The organism is Enterobacter sp. T1-1 (assembly GCF_000710795.1).
Taxonomy (GTDB): Bacteria; Pseudomonadota; Gammaproteobacteria; order Enterobacterales; family Enterobacteriaceae; genus Enterobacter; species Enterobacter cloacae.
On record NZ_JALW01000016.1, the window covers coordinates 81,558 to 101,883 of the forward strand.

At 56.9% G+C, this 20,326-nt stretch carries 16 protein-coding genes; 10 read left to right on the forward strand and 6 right to left on the reverse strand.

All coding sequences use genetic code 11. From position 1 onward, the window contains the following. Positions 1-18 precede the first annotated feature (18 nt). The gene (locus AK59_RS0107635) at positions 19-918 is read left to right on the forward strand and encodes a LysR family transcriptional regulator (protein WP_029882445.1); all 900 of its coding nucleotides are present in this window, start codon (positions 19-21) and stop codon (positions 916-918) included. 16 nt (positions 919-934) lie between these two features. After that, entirely contained in the window at positions 935-1,444 is a 510-nt protein-coding gene (locus tag AK59_RS0107640; RefSeq protein WP_029882446.1) for a hypothetical protein, read from the forward strand. A gap of 31 nt (positions 1,445-1,475) precedes the next feature. Here the strand turns inward: AK59_RS0107640 and AK59_RS0107645 are convergent, their stop codons facing one another. The 4 genes from AK59_RS0107645 to AK59_RS0107660 all read right to left on the reverse strand — a co-directional run bounded on the left by AK59_RS0107645 (position 1,476) and on the right by AK59_RS0107660 (position 6,989). After that, positions 1,476-3,260 (reverse strand): diguanylate cyclase, encoded by a 1,785-nt coding sequence (locus tag AK59_RS0107645; protein WP_029882447.1) that lies wholly within the window; start codon positions 3,258-3,260, stop codon positions 1,476-1,478. Between the two features lie 120 nt (positions 3,261-3,380). Beyond that, positions 3,381-4,490 carry an AI-2E family transporter gene (locus AK59_RS0107650; protein WP_013095768.1) on the reverse strand — a complete coding sequence of 370 codons (1,110 nt, stop codon included), beginning with the start codon at positions 4,488-4,490 and terminating at the stop codon, positions 3,381-3,383. Positions 4,491-4,608: 118 nt separating this feature from the next. Next, a complete protein-coding gene (locus tag AK59_RS0107655; RefSeq protein ID WP_029882448.1) occupies positions 4,609-5,790 on the reverse strand; it encodes an amidohydrolase in 1,182 nt (393 codons plus the stop codon). 11 nt (positions 5,791-5,801) lie between these two features. Continuing rightward, positions 5,802-6,989, reverse strand: a complete 1,188-nt coding sequence (locus AK59_RS0107660; protein WP_029882449.1) for an MFS transporter — start codon at positions 6,987-6,989, stop codon at positions 5,802-5,804. Between the two features lie 127 nt (positions 6,990-7,116). Here AK59_RS0107660 and AK59_RS0107665 point away from each other — a divergent pair, with 127 nt between their 5' ends. The 7 genes from AK59_RS0107665 to tauD all read left to right on the forward strand — a co-directional run bounded on the left by AK59_RS0107665 (position 7,117) and on the right by tauD (position 14,169). Beyond that, positions 7,117-8,025: a LysR substrate-binding domain-containing protein gene (locus AK59_RS0107665; protein WP_013095771.1), complete on the forward strand. Its 909-nt coding sequence runs from the start codon at positions 7,117-7,119 to the stop codon at positions 8,023-8,025. A gap of 237 nt (positions 8,026-8,262) precedes the next feature. After that, entirely contained in the window at positions 8,263-9,663 is a 1,401-nt protein-coding gene (gene mmuP / locus AK59_RS0107670; RefSeq protein ID WP_013095772.1) for an S-methylmethionine permease, read from the forward strand. Then, the gene (gene mmuM / locus AK59_RS0107675) at positions 9,650-10,582 is read left to right on the forward strand and encodes a homocysteine S-methyltransferase (RefSeq protein WP_029882450.1); all 933 of its coding nucleotides are present in this window, start codon (positions 9,650-9,652) and stop codon (positions 10,580-10,582) included. Before mmuP ends, mmuM begins: the two co-directional genes overlap by 14 nt. A gap of 177 nt (positions 10,583-10,759) precedes the next feature. After that, entirely contained in the window at positions 10,760-11,722 is a 963-nt protein-coding gene (gene tauA, locus AK59_RS0107680) for a taurine ABC transporter substrate-binding protein (RefSeq protein WP_020686346.1), read from the forward strand. Positions 11,723-11,732: 10 nt separating this feature from the next. Next, entirely contained in the window at positions 11,733-12,500 is a 768-nt protein-coding gene (tauB, locus tag AK59_RS0107685; protein ID WP_029882451.1) for a taurine ABC transporter ATP-binding subunit, read from the forward strand. Next, positions 12,497-13,324, forward strand: coding sequence for a taurine ABC transporter permease TauC (gene tauC / locus AK59_RS0107690; protein WP_020686348.1), 828 nt, complete (start codon positions 12,497-12,499; stop codon positions 13,322-13,324). Before tauB ends, tauC begins: the two co-directional genes overlap by 4 nt. Further along, positions 13,321-14,169, forward strand: a complete 849-nt coding sequence (tauD, locus tag AK59_RS0107695) for a taurine dioxygenase (RefSeq protein WP_013095796.1) — start codon at positions 13,321-13,323, stop codon at positions 14,167-14,169. The genes tauC and tauD overlap by 4 nt, the downstream gene beginning before the upstream one ends. Positions 14,170-14,274: 105 nt before the next feature. Here tauD and AK59_RS0107700 read toward each other — a convergent pair whose 3' ends face one another. Then, positions 14,275-15,975 carry a lysophospholipid acyltransferase family protein gene (locus tag AK59_RS0107700; RefSeq protein WP_029882452.1) on the reverse strand — a complete coding sequence of 567 codons (1,701 nt, stop codon included), beginning with the start codon at positions 15,973-15,975 and terminating at the stop codon, positions 14,275-14,277. A gap of 127 nt (positions 15,976-16,102) precedes the next feature. Beyond that, positions 16,103-17,077 (reverse strand): porphobilinogen synthase, encoded by a 975-nt coding sequence (gene hemB / locus AK59_RS0107705; RefSeq protein ID WP_013095798.1) that lies wholly within the window; start codon positions 17,075-17,077, stop codon positions 16,103-16,105. A gap of 451 nt (positions 17,078-17,528) precedes the next feature. Between hemB and AK59_RS0107710 the strand changes: the two genes are divergently transcribed. Beyond that, positions 17,529-20,303: an autotransporter outer membrane beta-barrel domain-containing protein gene (locus AK59_RS0107710; protein WP_029882453.1), complete on the forward strand. Its 2,775-nt coding sequence runs from the start codon at positions 17,529-17,531 to the stop codon at positions 20,301-20,303. Positions 20,304-20,326 lie beyond the last annotated feature (23 nt).

The window sequence follows — 20,326 nt, forward strand, 5'->3', positions numbered from 1 at the left end:
TGTTCCTGAAAGAGCAAAATGAGCCGCAAATTCGATTATCTCGGAGACGTTGAAGTCTTCATTACTGTCGTTGAACACGGCTCTTTTACTGCCGCAGCGGTTGTCCTTTCCACCACACCCTCTGTCCTGAGTCGCGCGGTTTCCCGCCTGGAAGCGCGGCTTGGACGGCAGTTATTACAGCGAACGACCCGCCGCGTGGGGCTGACGGAGGCCGGACGCGTTTATCTGGAGCAGGCGCGGTCTGCGTTTGCACTGCTTGATGACGCCGAACGCGAGGGGCGGGGCCAGGAAGGCGATCTGACCGGTCGCGTGCGAATGAGCGTTCCAACCACCTACGGGCACTACCGTCTGCCGCCGCTGCTGGCGCGCTTTGCCCAACACTATCCACGCGTTCAGGTGGAGCTGAACATCACCAATCGCAACGTTGATCTGATTGCGGAGGGATTCGATCTGGCGATTCGCCTGGGGCAGTTGCCCGACAGTGGGTTAGTTGCGCGCAAGCTGGAGGACGCGGCGCTGCTGCTGGTCGCATCGCCTGATTACCTGCACCGCATGGGGAGCCCGCAGACGCTGGAGGAGTTGCATCGTCACACCTGTCTGCCCTTTATCATGCCGCGTACCGGACGCATTGCCCCCTGGGTGTTTCGTGATGAGGAACGTGATATTGACTGGCTGCCGGGTTCAACTATCGAAATCTCAGACGATGTACTCGGCGTGGTTTCGCTGGCGGAGCAGGGGATGGGGATCTGCCAGAGCTATGAATTTATCGTCCGCGACAGGATACAGCGCGGTCAGTTAGTCGAGGTGCTGCCACACCTGCGTGGACGGTCGCGGCCGTTCTCCGTGCTCTTTGCGCCACATCGACGCCAGTCGGCGGCCACCCGGGCGATGATTGATCTTCTCACCACCCAAAAATGACAAGGATATGTCCACCATGAAAAAAGAGACTTATACCTTTTGGCTCCCACTCATCGCGGGCGGTATAGCCCTGCTATCTGGTTTTGTGGTCTGGTCAGTTAACGTTTATCGCGTGACATACCTTACGATCCGCGGGGAGCAGTATCTGGCCGGAGGGGCGTTGCTGCTGGCGCTGGTGCCGATGGTTATTTTTATCAGAAAGGGACGACTGAAAGGCAAGCGTATTGCTGGCGCGATAAAACTATACCTCGGCTTCTTCATTTGCAGCCTGCCGGTTGCCATGTTCGTGATTTTTACAACGGCCTGGCTACTGGAGGGAGACTATTCCTCATGGAGCAAACCTTACCGGTATGAATCCAGTACCCGCCACAGCTGCTCGGGGGCAGATGTTTACGAGCCGGAGTTAAAAAAAGAGATCCGCATCTGTAACCCGAAGGGTAACGTCTATTCCAACTCTACCCTGTACGTGGAAAAGCGGAGTAATGCGCTGGGGATTGTGGTGCTCTGGGCGATCACGCGCGCCTGAATCGGTGAAGCTCAGGGCGCGAAAATCACCGTTAGCCCGCCTCCAGCATCCCAAAGCTTACAATACGCGAACGGCCCAGCTCTTTCGCCCGGTATAAGGCCACGTCGGCAGCGCGCAGCAGGTTATCGCTCTGAGCGTGCTGCGGATAGCTGGCGACGCCAATCGACACATCCACCGGGCCAATCTCTGAAAGCCCATAGCGCAGCGACAGTTCATGCACGCCGTTATAAATCTCTTTGGCGCACGCCTGCGCCGCCTCTTCATCGACGCCGGAAAGCAGCACCAGAAACTCTTCGCCGCCATAGCGGAATGCCAGACCGCTGTCGTGTACGGCGCGTTGAATGATGGTGGCCACGCTTTTGATGACCTGATCGCCCGCTTCATGACCAAAGCGGTCATTGATGCTTTTGAAGTGGTCGATGTCGATCATCAGGCAGCTTACCGGCTCTTCATTGCGCACCGCCTGCGCCATTTGGGTGCGCAGGGTATCTTCCAGATGATGGCGGTTACGCAAGCCGGTGAGCGGATCGAAGAGGGCTTTTTCCAGCAGGGCATCGCGCAGACGTTGGTTGGCCAGCGCCAGGCCGAGCGCTTCAGCCATCAGCTCCAGATAGGCGCGGGAAGGGGCATTGTCCGCAGTGATGTTCTGGAAGGAGAGCAACCCAATGGCTTCGCCCTGGGCAATCATAGGAACGCAGAGCGACGTATGCGTGTGCGACGCCGGCAGATGGTAGCAGGCGATATCCGGCTCGCCGTTCACCGGAGGATGGCTCTGCCCACGTCTGACCGCCCAGCACTCATCGGGATGAAAAGGCGTATCCTCTCCTGGCGGCGAAAGCCACTGCGCGACGCAGCGCATCTGCCACGGATCGCGGTCGAGGATATAGAGCCGCCCGGCAATTCCCGGCGCGATATTGGGGGCGAACAGCTCCGCTACGTTAATCACGTCCGCAAAGTTCTCACACCCCTGCAGCCGCTGGGTCATGCGCGCCAGCAGCTCGCGGATGGCCCAGTCGGCGTCGCGCTCTTTTTCCAGACGCTGCCGCGCAAGGCCATTCTCACGAAAGATACGAATTGCCTGCGCCATATCGCCAATCTCATCGATCTGGTTGAAATTGGGTGTTTCAACCGCGTAATCCTGCGACGCGAGACGGTGCACCACATCGCTCAGGCGTACCACCGGGCGCAGCACGCGGCGTTTTAAGATAAAGCCAAGCACAAACAGGAACAGCAGGGCGGTCAGGCCAACCATCATTTCAGAGATTGTCCGCAGCGTTTTTGATTTTTTGGTTGCCTCCTGAACGGAAGCGATCACCCGCTTGTCGAGTATCTGGCGGAAGTGATCGATCTGATTCTGGGCGCGTTCCAGCTCCTGCTCATAGGGCGCACCGTAGAGCAGGGCGATGGCCTGCGCATCTTCTCCCTGCGCCGTGTGGGTGAGGGCGGCCTGCTGTTCGTCCTGTAACGCATCGACGATTTTTATCCCTTCATGCAGCAGGGACAGCTCATCGTCTGACGCGCCGACATCCTGCAGTTTTTCCAGCCGGAGTTCGGTACTCTTCAGCTTGTTCTCTGACTGGTTATATTCCCTGAGAATTTGCGGATCTTTTTTAATCACGTACAGGCGGGCTAAATCGGACTGTGCCCAGACCTCGATTTCGATTTCTTCCGTAAGTTGATCAAATATCTGCCGCTGTTCAACGGCCTGACGCTCAAGGGTGTCAGCATTGGACGCCATCAGCATGATGATGCCGGAAGCGAGGGTCAGGCAGACCGTGGCACCGTAGGCCCAGTTTGTTATCGTCGCGATTCGCACCTGGTGATCCTTTTACGACCAAAGAAGGATGGCGTTCTTTCAAATTATAGAAAACGTTTGATTTAAGGCGAAAAAAAAGGCGGCACAGCGCCGCCTGTTGGGAAGGTTATCGTCAGCGGTTTATAAATCTGGAGGATTTTTCCCTTCTTCAATAAACGCGGCATCCAGCTCTTCGGCGTTACCCGCGTGATCGCGACCGGAGAAGAGGTTCCAGCAGGCGATAAACAGCGCGGCAATCAGCGGGCCAATCACGAAGCCGTTAATGCCGTACAGCTCCATGCCGCCAAGCGTTGAGATCAGGATCAGGTAGTCCGGCATTTTGGTGTCTTTGCCTACCAGCAGCGGGCGCAGGATATTGTCCACCAGCCCGACGATAATCACGAAGAAGCCGACAATGAACAGCCCCTGCCAGATCTGATGCGTCGCGAAGAGGAAAATGGCGGCCGGAACCCAGACAATCGCCGACCCCACCGCAGGCACCAGGGAGAGGAAGGCCATCAGTGCTCCCCAGAGGATGCTGCCGTCGATACCGGCAATGGCAAACGCAATCCCGCCAAGCGTACCCTGAACCACAGCGACAACCGCCGTGCCTTTTACCGTCGCCCGCGAGACGCCGACAAACTTGGCGAACAGGTGCTGCTTGGCGAAATCGGACAGAGGCAGGGAGTCGAGGATCTGGCGCACCAGGAACGGCCCGTCTTTCAGCAGGAAGAACAGCAGATACAGCATGATGCCGAAGCTAATGGCAAAGCCGAACGTCCCTTTGCCGATCAGAAACGCGCTGCCCGCCAGATACTGCCCGCCCTGCAGAGCGACATCGGAGAGTTTTTTCTGGATCTGCGCGGCGTTGGTCAGGTTGTGATCCGCGAGGAAACCGCTGGCCCAGTCCGGCAGATGGTTAAAGATGCTCGCCACCACCTCCGGGAACTGGGTGTTGTTCTCCTGCAGTTTGGTGTACACCACGTTCAGCTCTATGGCGAGCGAGGAGAAGATCACCATCAACGGGATAAAGACAATCAGGCAGATAATGCCGATGGTCAGCAGCGAGGCCAGCCCGTTGCGATCCCCCAGCGCGGCGCGCAGCTTGTTTTTTACCGGGTTAAAGATAACGGTCAGAATGGCGGCCCACAGAATGGCGGAAAAGTAGGGCGACAGCACGTCGAAAAACGCCCACGTCACGAGGGCGAGAATAAAGATAAAGAAACCTTTGGTCAGTCCGTTAAAGCGCATCAGTCAGTCCTGGTTACTAAGAAACTGTGACGACTATAGAACTGATTGACGGATTTACCAACCATTGCGCCGGCCTGCGCAGGCGACGCGCCGCCGGGCAATGTCAGGATGGGAGGGGTCAAATCTCCTCAAACAGCGGGCTCACCAGCGCAACGTGCGTTTTCACGCCCACTGCCAGCGCGGCCTCGTCGATGCGAAAGTGTGGATTGTGGACGTTCCAGACCGCGCCTTTTTCCTCGTTGCCGCAGCCGATGAACAGAAACGTTCCCGGGACTTTCTCCTGATACGAGGAGAAATCCTCGCTGCCAAACAGGGCCCGATCGGCAAGCTGCAGCGTTCCTTCTTCGAAGTGCGCTGCAATCGCCGCTTTGGCGATGGCATTGGTGTCGGCATGGTTGTTGCCAACGGCGTAACCCTGCTGCCAGCGGATCTCACAGCGCGCGCCGTGGGCACTGACGACGCCCTCGACAATACGCTGCACCAGCTGCGGTACCTGCTCGCGTACCTGCTGATTATGAGTACGCACCGTTCCGGCCAGGCGGGCGCTGTCCGGAATCACGTTATAGCTGTCACCGGCCTGGAAGGTCGCGATGGTCAGCACCGGGGCGTTAATCGGGTCGAGATTACGCGCCACCACGTTTTGCAGCGCGGTGACAACTTCAGCGCCGATTACCACCGGGTCGATGCAGAACTGCGGCATTGAGCCATGTCCGCCCCGGCCGAAGATCGTGATATCAAAATTATCGCTGGAGGCGACATAGACCCCTTCTTTCAGCGTAATGTTACCGGTAGGACTGGTCGGGAAAACGTGCAGACCGAAGATCTTCTCGACATCGTCAACCACGCCTTTCTCCACCAGTTCGCGCGCGCCGCCCGGCGGCACTTCTTCGGCAGGCTGGAAGATAAACTTGATGCTGCCGCACAGCTGGCTGCGCAGGTGGCAAAGCACTTTCGCCGCGCCCATCAGCATGGCGGTGTGGGCATCGTGACCGCAGGCGTGCATTACGCCGGGTTTGGTTGAGCTGAATGCTTCACCGCTCTCTTCCTGCAGCGGCAGGGCGTCGATATCAGCACGCAGTGCCCACATCGGGCCGGGTTTTTCACCCTGTAATACCGCCACCACGCTGTTCTCCAGCGGGCGGCTAATCGTCAGCTCCGGCAGATTAGCCAGTTCACGGGCGATAAAATCTGCGGTCGGCTTTTCCTGAAATGAGAGATCCGGGTTGGCATGAATATGCCTGCGCCAGCGGATCACCTCGTCGTGAACGTCGCGGATAAGGTTTTCAGTGCTACTTTTCATGACAGTCTCCTTCAGTCAGTCACCGGCAGTGAGGGCGCAGGTTTTTTTATCAGTGGCACTATCGCCACGCCCGCGCACACCATTGCCAGTGACAAGAAAATAAATGCGCTTTCATAACTGTGGCTTTTTCCAACGAGATAGCCAATAACAACCGGTGAAACGAAGCCCCCCAGCGTCCCTCCGGTGTTTATCAGCCCGATGGCCGAGCCCATGATGTTCTCCGGCAGGCGTTTCATTGGCAGGGTAAACGCGGTCACAAAGGTGGCCATCAGGAAGATCTCCCCCACAAACAGCAGGATGCTGGCACTCACCGCCGTGGCGGTGTGGAAGATGCCGAGAATAGCAGCAGCGCTCACCAGTGCGCAGATCAAAATCACCTGTGGCTCGCGGTGGTGGAAGTATTTTCCGACCAGCCAGCCGGTGCACAACGACGAAAGCCAGATCCCCGCGCCGCCAGCCGCCACGATATAACCGGACACCTCAATCGGCATGCCCATGCTCTGGACAAAGAATTTAGGCAGCCAGGCCAACAGGCCATAGCTTGGGATATTGATGCAAAACACCGAGAAAAACAGCAGCAGCACCGTGGGGTTACGCCACAGCGCCTCGCGTTGGCCATGTGCGGCCTGGCGTGGCGCGGGTTTCTGATACGGCACGCGCAAGGCGATCAGCAGGGCGATGGCGCAGGCAACGATCCCTAATGCCACAAACGAGGCGTGCCAGCCCAGGTGTTCCAGCGCCGAGACGGCCACAATCGGCCCGACGGTCATCGCCAGCCCGGCGGAGGAGAGCAGGACCGACTGGGCGAAGGTGCGTTTTTCCAGCGTAAAATTGCTGACCACCGCTTTCGCGCAGGAGCAGAGATAGCCGGAATGCCCCACGCCGGAGAGAAAGCGAAACACCAGCAGCAGGCCAACGCTCATACCCAGCGCGCCAAAGCAGAGGGCGAAGATCCCCAGTGCACACAGAGAAAGGATCAGCATGGTTTTGTAGCCGATTCGGTCGTTTAGCCAGCCAGCAGGCACCTGAAAGAGAGAGTAGGCGAGAAAGAAGATCCCGGTGATATAGCCCAGCTGCGCGGTGGTAAGCCCGAACTCTTTTTCGATCGGCAGCAGGGCAAAACCCATTACGGTTTTATCGATGTAGACCACGACATAGCCGATAAAAAGTAAAAAAATCATCTGTGACTGGCTTTTCATTGTGTTTTCCGCCTGACGTCAGAGTGTGATGAGAATTGTTGTGTGCACTCTGAATCTAGGGGTTTACCAGACAGGCGGGAAGATATAATTTTGCTATAGGTGATGCTTTTTTGTTATAGGGCGAGCGATGAAATATCTGCCAAAACTCGGCCATCTTCAGGCCTTTCGTCAGGTGGCGCGCAGCGGCAGTATCCGTTCGGCCGCACGGGAACTGGGCGTTTCGCAGCCCGGATTGAGCCGTACATTGCGTGAGCTTGAGCAAACTTTAGGCACCCAACTTTTATTGCGCAGCAAAGAGGGGATTGCCCTTACCGAGGCGGGAATGGCGTTTTCCCAACGGGCGGAGTGGGTGCTTGAAGAGCTGCGGCGTGCGGCGGATGAAGTGGAGCAGATTAACCATTTTACTCACGGGCGTCTGACGGTGGGGTTCTCTTCGCTTATTGCGCTGACCGTCTTTCCCGATGTGGCCGAGGCGTTCAAGAAAACGCTGCCCCAGGTCTTGCTGACGGTGAAGGAGGGGCAGCTCTCCTCGCTCCTGCCTGGCGTACGAAACGGTGAAATAGATATGGCTATCGGCTCTGTGGATCCGATGGCGCCGCCGGAAGGGGTGATGATCGAACCGCTGTTTACCTCGCCATTTTGCATCATCGCACGCAAGGGGCACCCACTGGCAGAAGCCCGCGATCTGATGGCGCTGCGTCAGGCCAAATGGCTGCTGCCGGAGTCATCCATGGGCTACTACCAGCAGCTACAAAATGAGCTCAGCCATTTTTATCGACAGGTGGATATCACCCCGCTGCGCACCGATTCCGTCATCACGGGGCTGAATATGGTGCTTAACGCGGACTATCTGACGGTGGTCGCGCGGGCAATGTGTCAGCCGCTGCAGCTTGATGACAAGCTGGTGGCGTTGCCCATCACCCAACTGCCGTCGGCGCAGTATTGCGCGGTGTGGTCGCAAAAGTCGGCGATGACCACCAACGCGCGTCAGTTTTTGATTCGCCTGCGCGAAGCATGCAGAGGGTTTAGCTGGTAGCGGACAGATACGACTTTTGTCTGAGCCAGAATCACAGCCGTCCGCGCCATGCTGTAAGTATCTGCTTGCGGAGGTGCTTATGGCCTGGCGTCCGATTCTGTATGTGATCCTCACAACCCATCCCCGACTCAGTGCGCGACGCGCCCGGTTGCGTCTGGTCGTCTAGCTTTTTTATGTTAATCGCGGTATAACACACCTTCTTTGGATGTTTAGATGTCCATACGTATAGAAGGTAATATGCAAACACAACAAGAAAATGGGCAGCTAAAGCGCACCATGAAAACACGCCACCTGATTATGCTCTCGCTGGGTGGCGTGATTGGCACAGGGTTATTCTTTAATACCGGTTATATCATTTCGACAACCGGGGCCGCAGGCACGCTGCTGGCCTATCTCATTGGCGCACTGGTAGTCTGGCTGGTGATGCAGTGTCTGGGCGAACTGTCGGTGGCGATGCCGGAAACCGGCGCGTTTCACGTCTATGCCGCTCGTTACCTCGGCCCGGCGACGGGCTATACCGTGGCGTGGCTGTACTGGCTCACCTGGACGGTGGCGCTAGGGTCGAGCTTTACCGCCGCCGGGTTTTGTATGCAGTACTGGTTCCCACAGGTGCCCGTCTGGGTATGGTGCGTGGTCTTCTGCGTGGTAATTTTTGGCCTTAACGTTATCTCCACGCGTTTCTTTGCCGAGGGCGAATTCTGGTTCTCGCTGGTGAAAGTTATCACCATCATCGCCTTTATTATTCTTGGCGGCGCGGCGATCTTTGGCTTTATTCCAATGCAGGACGGTTCGCCTGCGCCGGGTCTGAGCAACATTACCGCTGAAGGCTGGTTCCCGCATGGCGGCCTGCCGATCCTGATGACCATGGTGGCGGTGAACTTTGCCTTCTCCGGCACCGAGCTTATCGGCATTGCGGCGGGCGAAACGGAAAACCCGCATAAGGTTATTCCGGTGGCGATCCGTGCGACCATTGCCCGGTTGATCATCTTCTTTATCGGCACCGTGTTTGTGCTGGCGGCGCTGATCCCGATGCAGCAGGCCGGGGTGGAAAAGAGCCCGTTTGTGCTGGTGTTTGAAAAAGTCGGGATCCCGTATGCGGCAGATATCTTTAACTTTGTGATTTTGACCGCGATCCTCTCGGCGGCAAACTCCGGCTTGTACGCCTCAGGGCGCATGCTGTGGTCGCTTTCTAACGAGAAAACGCTGCCGCGCTGCTTTGCCCGCGTCAATAAAAACGGCGTGCCGCTGACGGCGCTCTCCGTTTCCATGCTCGGTGGCGTGCTGGCGCTCTTCTCAAGCGTGGTTGCGCCGGACACGGTGTTTGTGGCGCTGTCGGCCATTTCCGGTTTTGCGGTGGTGGCGGTGTGGATCAGCATCTGCGCGTCGCACTTTGTCTTCCGTCGTCGTCATCTGCAGTCCGGACAGCCGCTGTCTGCTCTGCACTATCGCGCGCCGTGGTATCCGCTGGTGCCGGTGCTCGGGTTTATCCTCTGCGTGGTGGCATGTATCGGTCTGTGGTTTGATCCGAGCCAGCGCATTGCCCTTTATTGTGGCCTGCCGTTCGTCGCCCTGTGTTATGGTGCCTACTACCTGACCCGAAACCTGACATCGCAGGAGCCTGAACATGTCGCAGAATAATCCGCTTACCGCCCTCCTTGAAAAGCAGCCGTTTGTGGTGCTGGATGGCGCAATGGCAACTGAACTGGAAGCGCGCGGGTGCAACCTTGCAGACAACCTCTGGTCTGCCAAAGTATTGATGGAAAACCCGGAGCTTATCCGTGAAGTCCACCTCGACTACTACCGTGCGGGTGCGCAGGTGGCGATCACCGCCAGCTATCAGGCCACGCCTGCGGGCTTTGCGGCGCGCGGTCTGGATGAGGCGCAGTCCCGCACGTTGGTCGGCAAAAGCGTGGAGCTGGCGCGTAAGGCGCGTGAAGCGTATCTGGCGGAAAATCCGCATGCGGGCACGCTGCTGGTGGCGGGGTCCGTTGGGCCGTATGGCGCCTATCTGGCGGATGGCTCTGAGTATCGCGGAGATTATGTGCGTCGCGCCGAAGAGTTTACCGCGTTTCATCGTCCGCGCATTGAGGCGTTGCTGGATGCGGGGGCGGATCTGCTGGCTTGCGAAACGCTGCCCTCCTTTGAGGAGATCAAGGCGCTGGCAGCACTTGTGGCTGAGTATCCCCGCACCCGGGCATGGTTCTCGTTTACCCTGCGCGACAGCGAGCACCTGAGCGACGGGACACCGCTGCGGGAAGTTGTCGCGGCCCTGAAAGATAATTCGCAGGTCGTGGCTCTGGGCATCAACTGTATCGCGCTGGAAAACACCACCGCGGCGCTGAAACACCTGCACAGCCTGACGAGACTGCCGCTGGTGGTCTATCCGAACTCGGGCGAGCATTATGATGCGGTGACCAAAACCTGGCACCATCACGGTGAAGCGTGCGAGACGCTGGCGGGATATTTGCCCCAGTGGCTGGAGGCCGGTGCCAGATTAATCGGTGGATGCTGTCGCACCACGCCGAAAGATATTGCTGAGCTTAACGCGCAGCGCTGAAGCCCTCACCCTGACCCTCTCCCACAGGGAGAGGGAAAAAAACAACCGCACAAAACCAACTATCCTTTCCCGCTTTTTTTCTAAAAACGAATCGTTATTAGCGATTCGTTTTAATTCCTTTATCAAAATTCCCGCGCCGGAAATACTGCCCTCATAACAACAAGGGGAGCAGACAGGATGGCAATTACATCGCGAATTACATTACTCGGCGCGCTGGCGCTGTGGGCATTTCAGGCGCAGGCGGTGGACGTCACCGTTGCGTATCAGACCTCCGCAGAGCCTGCGAAAGTCGCGCAGGCGGATAACACCTTTGCCAAAGAGAGCGGCGCAAACGTCGACTGGCGTAAGTTCGACAGCGGGGCGGCCGTGGTGCGTGCGCTTGCGTCCGGCGACGTGCAGATTGGTAATATCGGCTCCAGCCCGCTGGCGGTAGCGGCCAGCCAGCAGGTGCCGATTGAAGTTTTCCTCCTCGCTTCACAGCTGGGCAACTCCGAAGCGCTGGTGGTGAAGAAAAACATCACCAAACCGGAAGACCTGATCGGCAAGCGCATCGCCGTGCCGTTCATTTCGACCACTCACTACAGCCTGCTGGCGGCGCTGAAACACTGGGGCATCAAGCCAGGCCAGGTGCAAATCATTAATCTGCAGCCACCGGCGATTATTGCGGCCTGGCAGCGCGGCGATATTGATGGCGCATACGTCTGGGCACCGGCCGTCAATGAGCTGGAAAAAGACGGCACCGTGCTGACCGACTCCGAAAAAGTGGGCCAGTGGGGCGCGCCAACGCTTGACGTGTGGGTGGTGCGCAAAGATTTTGCCGAGAAACATCCTGAGGTCGTGAAGGCCTTTGCCAAAAGCGCCATCGACGCTCAGCAGCCCTATATCAGCAACCCGGATGCATGGCTGAAGCAGCCTGCCAATCTCGAAAAACTGTCCCGTCTGAGCGGCGTGCCGCAAGCGGACGTTCCGGGGCTGGTGAAAGGGAATACCTATCTCACGCCTGCCCAGCAGGTACAACAGCTGACCGGGCCGGTAAACAAAGCGATTGTCGATACCGCCACGTTCCTGAAAGAGCAGGGCAAAGTGCCGGCGGTGGCGGCGGACTACAGCCAGTACGTGACCGATCGCTTTGTGAAATAAGGGGGCTGCGATGCTGACTATTACAAATCTGTCTGCTGATTACGGTGGCAAACCGGCCCTGGAGAACATCAACCTGACGCTGGAGAGCGGTGAGCTGCTGGTTGTGCTTGGCCCGTCCGGGTGCGGGAAAACCACGCTGCTGAATCTGATTGCCGGGTTTGTGCCATATCAGCATGGCTCCATTCAACTGGAAGGGAAAAAAGTGGAAGGCCCGGGCGCTGAGCGTGGGGTGGTCTTTCAGAACGAAGGTCTGCTTCCCTGGCGCAACGTGCAGGAAAACGTGGCGTTTGGGTTGCAACTGGTGGGCGTAAGCCGCGAGCAACGGCTGGCAACAGCACGGGACATGCTCAAAAAGGTCGGTCTTGAAGGGGCTGAAAAACGGTTTATCTGGCAGCTTTCCGGCGGCCAGCGTCAGCGGGTTGGTATTGCCCGCGCGCTGGCGGCCAATCCGCAGCTTTTGCTGTTGGATGAGCCGTTCGGGGCGCTGGATGCCTTTACCCGCGAGCAGATGCAAACCCTGCTTTTACGCCTGTGGCATGAAACGGGTAAACAGGTGCTGCTGATTACCCACGATATCGAAGAGGCGGTGTTTATGGCGACCGAGCTGGTGCTGTTGTCCCCTGGCCCGGGGCGCGTGCTGGAGCGGCTGCCGCTTGAGTTTGCCCGTCGCTATGTCGCGGGGGAGCCGGTGCGCAGCATCAAATCCGATCCGCGGTTTATTGAACAGCGTGAATACGTCTTAAGCCGTGTGTTTGAACAACGGGAGGCCTTCTCATGAGCATCGTCTTCAGCGAGAAAACGCGACGCGCTCGCCCGGCATTACGCTGGCCTTTCTCGCGCCAGATAACACTCAGTGTCGGCACGCTGCTGGTGCTGCTGGCGGTGTGGTGGCTGGTTGCCGCGCAGGCATGGATCAGCCCGCTGTTTCTGCCGCCGCCGGGGCAGGTGCTGGCAAAACTCATCACCATTGCCGGGCCGCAGGGCTTTATGGACGCCACGCTCTGGCAGCACTTAGGGGCAAGCCTGGCGCGCATTCTGGTGGCGCTACTGGCTGCGGTGATAATCGGCATTCCGGTCGGGATCGCGATGGGCTTAAGCCCGACGGTGCGCGGGATCCTCGACCCGCTGATTGAGCTTTACCGTCCGGTGCCGCCGCTGGCCTATCTGCCGCTGATGGTGATCTGGTTCGGCATCGGTGAAACGTCAAAAATCCTGCTGATTTATCTGGCGATTTTCGCCCCGGTTGCCATGTCGGCTCTGGCGGGTGTTAAAAGCGCTCAGCAGGTGCGGATCCGCGCGGCGCAGTCGCTGGGAGCCAGCCGGACACAGGTGCTGCTGTTTGTGATTTTACCGGGCGCACTGCCGGAGATTTTAACCGGATTACGCATCGGCCTTGGCGTGGGCTGGTCAACGCTGGTGGCGGCAGAGCTGATCGCCGCCACCCGAGGGTTAGGGTTTATGGTGCAGTCGGCGGGGGAGTTTCTGGCGACTGACGTGGTACTGGCCGGGATTGCGGTTATCGCCGTGATCGCCTTTGGATTAGAACTGGGGCTGCGCGCGCTGCAGCGTCGTCTGACGCCCTGGCATGGAGAAATACAATGAGTGAACGTCTGACCATTACCCCGCTGGGGCCATATATTGGTGCGCAGGTGTCGGGCCTGGATGTGACCCGTCCGCTGAGCGATAACCAGTTTGAGCAGCTTTATCATGCGGTGCTGCGCCATCAGGTGGTATTCCTGCGCGAACAGGCAATCACCCCGCAGCAGCAGCGCGCCCTGGCACTGCGCTTTGGCGATCTGCATATCCATCCGGTTTATCCGCATGCGGAAGGGGTGGAGGAGATTATTGTGCTCGACACGCATAACGATAACCCGCCGGACAACGACAACTGGCACACGGATGTGACGTTTATCGAGACGCCACCTGCAGGGGCGATTCTTTCGGCGAAGCTGCTGCCGGAGACGGGCGGCGATACGCTGTGGGCCAGCGGCATTGCGGCCTTTGAGGCGCTATCCGCACCCTTCCGTACCCTGCTGAGCGGCCTGCGGGCGGAGCATGACTTCAAAAAATCGTTCCAGGAGTACAAGTACCGCAAAACAGAAGCGGAGCATCAGCGCTGGCAGGAGGCGGTTGCGAAACATCCGCCGCTGCTGCATCCGGTCGTGCGCACCCATCCGGTAACCGGCAAGCAGGCGCTGTTTGTGAATGAGGGATTCACGACGCGGATTGTGGACGTGACGGAAAAAGAGAGCGAGGCGCTGTTACGTTTCCTGTTTGCGCATATCACCAAACCGGAGTTTCAGGTGCGCTGGCGCTGGCAGGAGAACGATCTGGCGATCTGGGATAACCGCGTGACGCAGCACTATGCGAATGCGGATTATCTGCCACAGCGTCGGATTATGCAGCGGGCGACAATTTTGGGGGATAAGCCGTTTTACCGTCCTTGAACCATCGCACCCGTAGGCCGGGTAAGGCGTAGCCGCCACCCGGCAATTGTGCACCGTTCTTGCCGGGTGGCGCTGCGCTTACCCGGCCTACAAAAAACCGCACAGTTAAAGGTGCGCCTCAATATACCGCTGATAGCGGTTTGCCTTGAGGTAGCACAAGTCCACCAGTACCAGCCCGTCGATGCAGTTGTTGAACGCCGGGTCGCTGCCAAAATCGATAAACTGCACGCCGCCGGGTTCACACAGCTCGGAATACTGTTTGTAGAGCGGTGGAATACAGCACCCCAGATTACCGAGCAGGGATTTCAGCTTCGTCAGGTCATCCACGTAATCGACCCCGCCAAACTGCGCCAACACGTCCGGCAGTGAGGCCGGATAAGGCTGACGTGACGCGGCTAAGGGATGTGTCGCCGGGAACCAGAGGCGGTAAAACGCCACCAGCAGATCCCGTGCGGCAGGCGGTAAGCCACCGGAAATCGAGACCGGGCCAAAGAGGTAGCGGTAGTGCGGATAACGTGCCAGATAGGCACCAATACCGGACCACAGATAGTCCAGACCGCGACGACCCCAGTAGCGCGGTTGAATAAAGCTGCGCCCCAGTTCAATACCGTGTTCCAGCACGTCCTGCATTTTATCGTCGTAGTGGAACAGACTGTAGCTATAAAGCCCTTCCAGACCGCGTTGCTCGACCTGTCTGGCAGTGGGCATAAAGCGATAGGCGCCGACGATCTCCAGATCGTCTTCATCCCACAGGATCAGGTGCAGATAGTCATCGTCGTAACTGTCGGTGTCCCGACGTTTACCGCTCCCTTCCTCCACGGCGCGAAACGCGACCTCGCGCAGGCGTCCCAGCTCGCGCAGCAGGGGAGCCTCTTCCTGCCCGTTGCGTTGCCATAGATAAATGGTTTTGCCATCGCTGGTTTTGCCCAGACATTCGGCCTGGGCCAGCTCGCGCTTCAGCGTGGCCCGGTCTTCCGGACGGGCAATGGCGCATTGGGTTTTAAAGACGCCAGGTACTCCCTTGCCAAGACGTATCACGTGCTGACGGCACTGCTCGGCCATCTCACGCGATGAAAGGGTTGTGCTATACCAGTGATGCCAGGCTATCTGCTGGCCGATCTTTATCGGTAGCTGGCTGTGGCGGCGGCGGAACATCTGCTGCATCAGTAAGAGCATCGATACGGTGGGGGACACCAGCGTGCTGGCATAAAAGAGCAGGCTGTTGTGTGCCTGAATATGCACCGGCAGCAGCGGTACGCGCAGCTTACTGGCGAGTTTAATAAAGCCGGGGTGCCATTTTTTATCGCGGATCCCTTTGCGCGTAGGACGGGACACTTCTCCCGCCGGGAAGAAGATCAGCACCCCTGCGTTTTGCAGATGCTGTTCCATCTGCATCAGGGACGTTTTTGCCGTTCTGCCGCCCATATTGTCCACCGGAATAAACAGCGAGCTAAGCGGTTCAAGGTGGGTCAGCATCCGGTTAGTGACGACTTTCACATCGCGCCGTACACGGGAAACGGCATACATCAGCGCCAGCCCGTCCAGCGTTCCGGTTGGGTGGTTGGCAATAATGACCAGCGGGCCATGTTCAGGGATTTGTTCGAGATCGCGGGCGGAAACGGTGCAGAGTATATCGAGGTGCTCCAGAACCTGCTCCACCATATCCAGGCCTTTCAGATGGCGGTGTGTCGCGGCAAATTGCTGGAATTCTTCTTCGTAGAACAGTCTTTTTAACAGACTTTTTTGCCAGGGTGCAGGCCTCGCCTGAGGCCAAAGGTCGTCGAGAACGCTATCGAGACTAAACATGGTTACTCCTCCTGCCGTCTTGCTCAGACAGTAGAAGGGAGAGATGTCGGTTGTATTGCAGTTTGGTGAAGATTAGCGCAGAGAGGAGGCCGGGTAAGGCGAAGCCGCCACCCGGCGCTAAAGCGGATTAACGCAGAATTTTCTTCTCGGCCAGATCCAGCGCAAAGTAGCTGAAGATCAGATCCGCGCCGGCACGTTTGATCGCGCCCAGGCTTTCCAGGATCACTTTCTCTTCGTCGATCGCACCCGCCTGCGCGGCGAATTTGATCATCGCGTACTCGCCGCTCACCTGGTATGCACCCAGCGGCAGCTCGGTGCGCTCGCGAATGTCGCGCAGGATATCCAGATACGCGCCAGCCGGTTTCACCATCAGGCAATCTGCGCCCTGGGCTTCATCCAGCAGCGATTCACGGATGGCTTCACGGCGGTTCAGCGGGTTCATCTGATAGGTTTTGCGATCGCCCTTCAGCGCTGTACCGGCCGCTTCACGGAACGGACCGTAGAACGAAGAGGCAAACTTGGTGGAGTAGGACATGATGGCGGTATCAGTGAATCCGGCCGCATCAAGCGCCTGGCGGATCGCCTGAACCTGCCCGTCCATGGCAGCGGAAGGTGCGATGAAATCCGCACCGGCTGCTGCAGCTACCACCGCCTGCTTGCCGAGATTCAGCAAAGTGGCGTCGTTATCGACACCGTGATCGCACAGCACACCGCAGTGGCCATGAGAGGTATATTCACAGAAACAGGTGTCTGACATGACGATCATTTCCGGCACGGTCTCTTTGCAGATCCGCGACATCCGGGCGACCAGACCGTCCTCTTTCCAGGCATCGCTGCCGGTAGCGTCAGTGTGGTGGGAGATGCCAAAGGTCATCACCGAGCGGATCCCCGCGTTGGCGATACGTTCGATCTCACGCGCCAGATATTTTTCCGGAATGCGCATCACGCCTGGCATGGCGTCGATGGCTTTGTAGTCATCGATCTCTTCTTCAACAAAAATCGGCAACACCAGATCGTTTAAGGTCAGTGTTGTCTCTTCAAACATAGCGCGCAGTGCAGGTGACTTGCGCAGACGACGGGGACGAGCAATTAAATCGGTCATGATATGCCTGACGTTTGTGGAACAAAGAAGGCTAGTGTACATGAAAGTGGGGGAGAGGGTTTTACGAAAGTAGGCTTTTTGTTAATGCGAAATGGGGGTTGCGATGTTTCACATGGTCAATATATATAACCAGCGTCAGCCTGTTTTTCAAACGCTCGAGATATTGGTGCTATTTCTAAATTGAAGTAAATACATCATTAATAATGATCTATTATTCTTTATTATATTTTCTATATTTATGTCAGATGATTTTAATTCGCTGTTTTTATAGTGTTTATTTATAATTTTTAATGTCGTTGCATTTTTTTCATGTTATTAGTCTGGATACGGACTTAATGGAATCATTCATTGAACCTTTTCGAAATGAAAATGCATAATTCCCTCCGCAATACAATGTTGCCAAATGATTTGATGGACAAACTTGCTTACGTCCCTGAGGAGGGATGACCCAATGCAAACATGGAAAAAGAAACTGGTTGTATCACAACTTGCATTAGCCTGCACCCTGGCTATCGCTTCTCAGGCCAATGCGAAAGATATTTCTGGTGCCACATATAATACCTTCGGATATGATAATACAGCATCAACACCCTGGTATTATGGCTACGCTGACTGGGATTACTCGGATGCCACCCACGACGGTGATATTTATCCGGTGATTAATAAGTCAACGGTGAACGGTGTTATTTCGACGTACTACCTTGACGATGGTGTCAATGGAAGAGCGAATGCGCTGAGCATTTCTAACAGCACCATTAATGGCATGATCACCTCAAAGTGCATGACCGCCACGTGTGCTGATGGGGTTGATACGGACGGCACGACCCATACGCAGTACGATCGTTTTAGCCTGACCGTCGATCACTCCACCATTAACGATACCTATGAGCATTATGCGTATGATGTTCTCAATGGTGACAACACCGAAACCCACTATCTGGATACCTACGGACTGGGTAATGCGATTACGCTGGATGTGGAATCGGATATTGTTATCCAGAACAACTCCCACGTTGCAGGTATCACGCTGACTCAGGGTTACCATGAGCTGGACAATACCCCGTATGACGGCGTTGAAGGCGTTGCGGATAGCAGTAATGTCTTTACTAACACCCTGGTGGTCAAAGACTCTGTTCTGACCTCTGGCGCATACAGCGATCTGGGTACCAGCGGGTTCTATGGTCAAACCGCGAAGCCGAGCGACTACGGTGAAACCAACGCGACCGGCGCAGATGACGCGGCACTGATCGTCGCGGCCAGCGCGTCTGACAACGCTATGCAAACCACCGCCACCTTCGATCACTCTACCGTTACCGGCGATATCCTGTTCTCCAGCACCTTCGACAATAACTTCTACGAGAATGGCGACCCGGCAACCGATACCACTGAAGACGGTGTGTATAACCCAACCACCAACGGCTGGGATGGTACCGATAAGCTGGATGTTACACTGACCAACGGCAGCAAATGGGTTGGCGCTGCACAATCCAGCGTTGAAGCGATCGGCACCGCGCAGATGTATGGTGAGGGTTACAGCAGCGTTGACTGGAGAACCTTGTCGCCAAACAGCATCTGGCCTGATTCCACCTACGACACCAACGGTCACGTTGCAGGTGAAGAGGTCTACCAGAGCGGTCTGTTCAACGTCACCCTGAACAACGGTTCAGAGTGGGATACCCGCAAACTGTCTAACATCGACACGCTGGCAGTGAATAACCAGTCGCAGGTCAATGTTGAAAACTCTGGCCTGCTGGCGGATTCCATCACCCTGACCAACGCCTCTACCCTGAATATTGGCGACAGCGGTGCAGTGGCGACAGACAGCCTGTATCTGGACAGCTATAGCCGTGCCGCGCTGACGGAAGAAACGGCTGAACTGTATGCCAACACCATCACCGTCGACAACGGTGCGGAACTGGCACTGGGCCTGGGTCAGGTGGACACGCACAACATGGTGCTGACCGATGGCGGTGTGCTGAACGTTGCCAGCCGTGACTACGTGCTGAACAGCGATCTGAACAACGCCCGCTTTATCACCAACGACAAGAGCAAAGCAGATTACGACTATGGCGTCGTGGCGCTTAACTCAGACGGTCATCTGGCGGTGAACGGTGATGTGGCAGGTAACTACACCGTGCGTATCGACGATGCGACCGGCGCCGGTTCTGTTGCTGATTATAAAAACAAAGAGATCATCCGCGTTTATGACAATAACGCAGACACTGCGGCCCGCTTTACGGCAGCAAACAAAGCCGATTTAGGTGCCTATACCTACCAGGCGCAGCAGAAGGGTGACACGGTTGTTCTGCAGCAGAAAGCGCTGACTGACTACGCCAATATGGCGCTGAGCATTCCGTCAGCGAATACCAATATCTGGGATCTGCAGCAGGATACCGTTGGAACCCGTCTGACTAACAGCCGTCACGGTCTGGCCGATAACGGCGGGGCGTGGGTGAGCTACTTCGGCGGCAACTTTGACGCTGACAATGGTGTTATCAGCTACGATCAGGACGTAAGCGGGATTATGGTTGGTCTGGATACGCAGATTGACGGTAACAACGCGAAGTGGATCGTGGGTGGCGCGGCAGGTTTCGCGAAGGGTGATATCAGCGATCGTACCGGTCAGGTTGATCAGGATAGCCAGACGGCGATGATCTATGCCTCTGCGAAGTTTGCCAACGATGTCTTCCTCGACAGCTCCCTGAGCTACACCCGCTTCAATAACGATCTCTCCGCGACCATGAGTAACGGTCAGTACGTGGACGGTAATACCACGACAGATGCGGTTGGTTTCGGTATGAAACTGGGTTATGACTGGAAACCAAACCTGTCCGGCTACGTCACGCCTTATGCGGCAGTGTCTGGGCTGTTCCAGTCGGGTGACGACTACCGCTTGAGCAACGACATGCGAATTGATGGCCAGTCTTACGACAGCTTGCGCTATGAACTCGGTGTCGACGCAGGGTATACCTTCAACTACGGCGGCGATCAGGCTCTGACGCCATACGTCAAACTGGCATATGTGTATGACGATGCTGATAACAATGCGAACGTGAATGGCGACAGCATTGATAACGGCGTTGAAGGCTCTGCGGTGCGTGTGGGCCTGGGCACACAGTTCAGCTTCACCAAAAACTTCAGTGCGTACACGGATGCCACTTACCTGGGCGGCGGCGACGTTGACCAGAACTGGGGCGCCAATTTGGGTGTGAAATATACCTGGTAAAGTATAAAAGCGGGGGAATATAT

What these genes read in the sequence shown, in the direction of transcription:
- AK59_RS0107635 (WP_029882445.1), top strand. Translation starts at nt 19, where the DNA reads ATGAGCCGCAAATTCGATTATCTCGGAGACGTTGAAGTCTTCATTACT.
- mmuM (WP_029882450.1), top strand. Translation starts at nt 9,650, where the DNA reads ATGTCGCAGAATAATCCGCTTACCGCCCTCCTTGAAAAGCAGCCGTTT.
- tauD (WP_013095796.1), top strand. Translation starts at nt 13,321, where the DNA reads ATGAGTGAACGTCTGACCATTACCCCGCTGGGGCCATATATTGGTGCG.
- tauC (WP_020686348.1), top strand. Translation starts at nt 12,497, where the DNA reads ATGAGCATCGTCTTCAGCGAGAAAACGCGACGCGCTCGCCCGGCATTA.
- AK59_RS0107660 (WP_029882449.1), bottom strand. Translation starts at nt 6,989, where the DNA reads ATGAAAAGCCAGTCACAGATGATTTTTTTACTTTTTATCGGCTATGTC.
- AK59_RS0107650 (WP_013095768.1), bottom strand. Translation starts at nt 4,490, where the DNA reads ATGCGCTTTAACGGACTGACCAAAGGTTTCTTTATCTTTATTCTCGCC.
- hemB (WP_013095798.1), bottom strand. Translation starts at nt 17,077, where the DNA reads ATGACCGATTTAATTGCTCGTCCCCGTCGTCTGCGCAAGTCACCTGCA.
- AK59_RS0107710 (WP_029882453.1), top strand. Translation starts at nt 17,529, where the DNA reads ATGCAAACATGGAAAAAGAAACTGGTTGTATCACAACTTGCATTAGCC.
- tauA (WP_020686346.1), top strand. Translation starts at nt 10,760, where the DNA reads ATGGCAATTACATCGCGAATTACATTACTCGGCGCGCTGGCGCTGTGG.
- AK59_RS0107655 (WP_029882448.1), bottom strand. Translation starts at nt 5,790, where the DNA reads ATGAAAAGTAGCACTGAAAACCTTATCCGCGACGTTCACGACGAGGTG.
- AK59_RS0107700 (WP_029882452.1), bottom strand. Translation starts at nt 15,975, where the DNA reads ATGTTTAGTCTCGATAGCGTTCTCGACGACCTTTGGCCTCAGGCGAGG.
- AK59_RS0107640 (WP_029882446.1), top strand. Translation starts at nt 935, where the DNA reads ATGAAAAAAGAGACTTATACCTTTTGGCTCCCACTCATCGCGGGCGGT.
- tauB (WP_029882451.1), top strand. Translation starts at nt 11,733, where the DNA reads ATGCTGACTATTACAAATCTGTCTGCTGATTACGGTGGCAAACCGGCC.
- AK59_RS0107665 (WP_013095771.1), top strand. Translation starts at nt 7,117, where the DNA reads ATGAAATATCTGCCAAAACTCGGCCATCTTCAGGCCTTTCGTCAGGTG.
- mmuP (WP_013095772.1), top strand. Translation starts at nt 8,263, where the DNA reads ATGCAAACACAACAAGAAAATGGGCAGCTAAAGCGCACCATGAAAACA.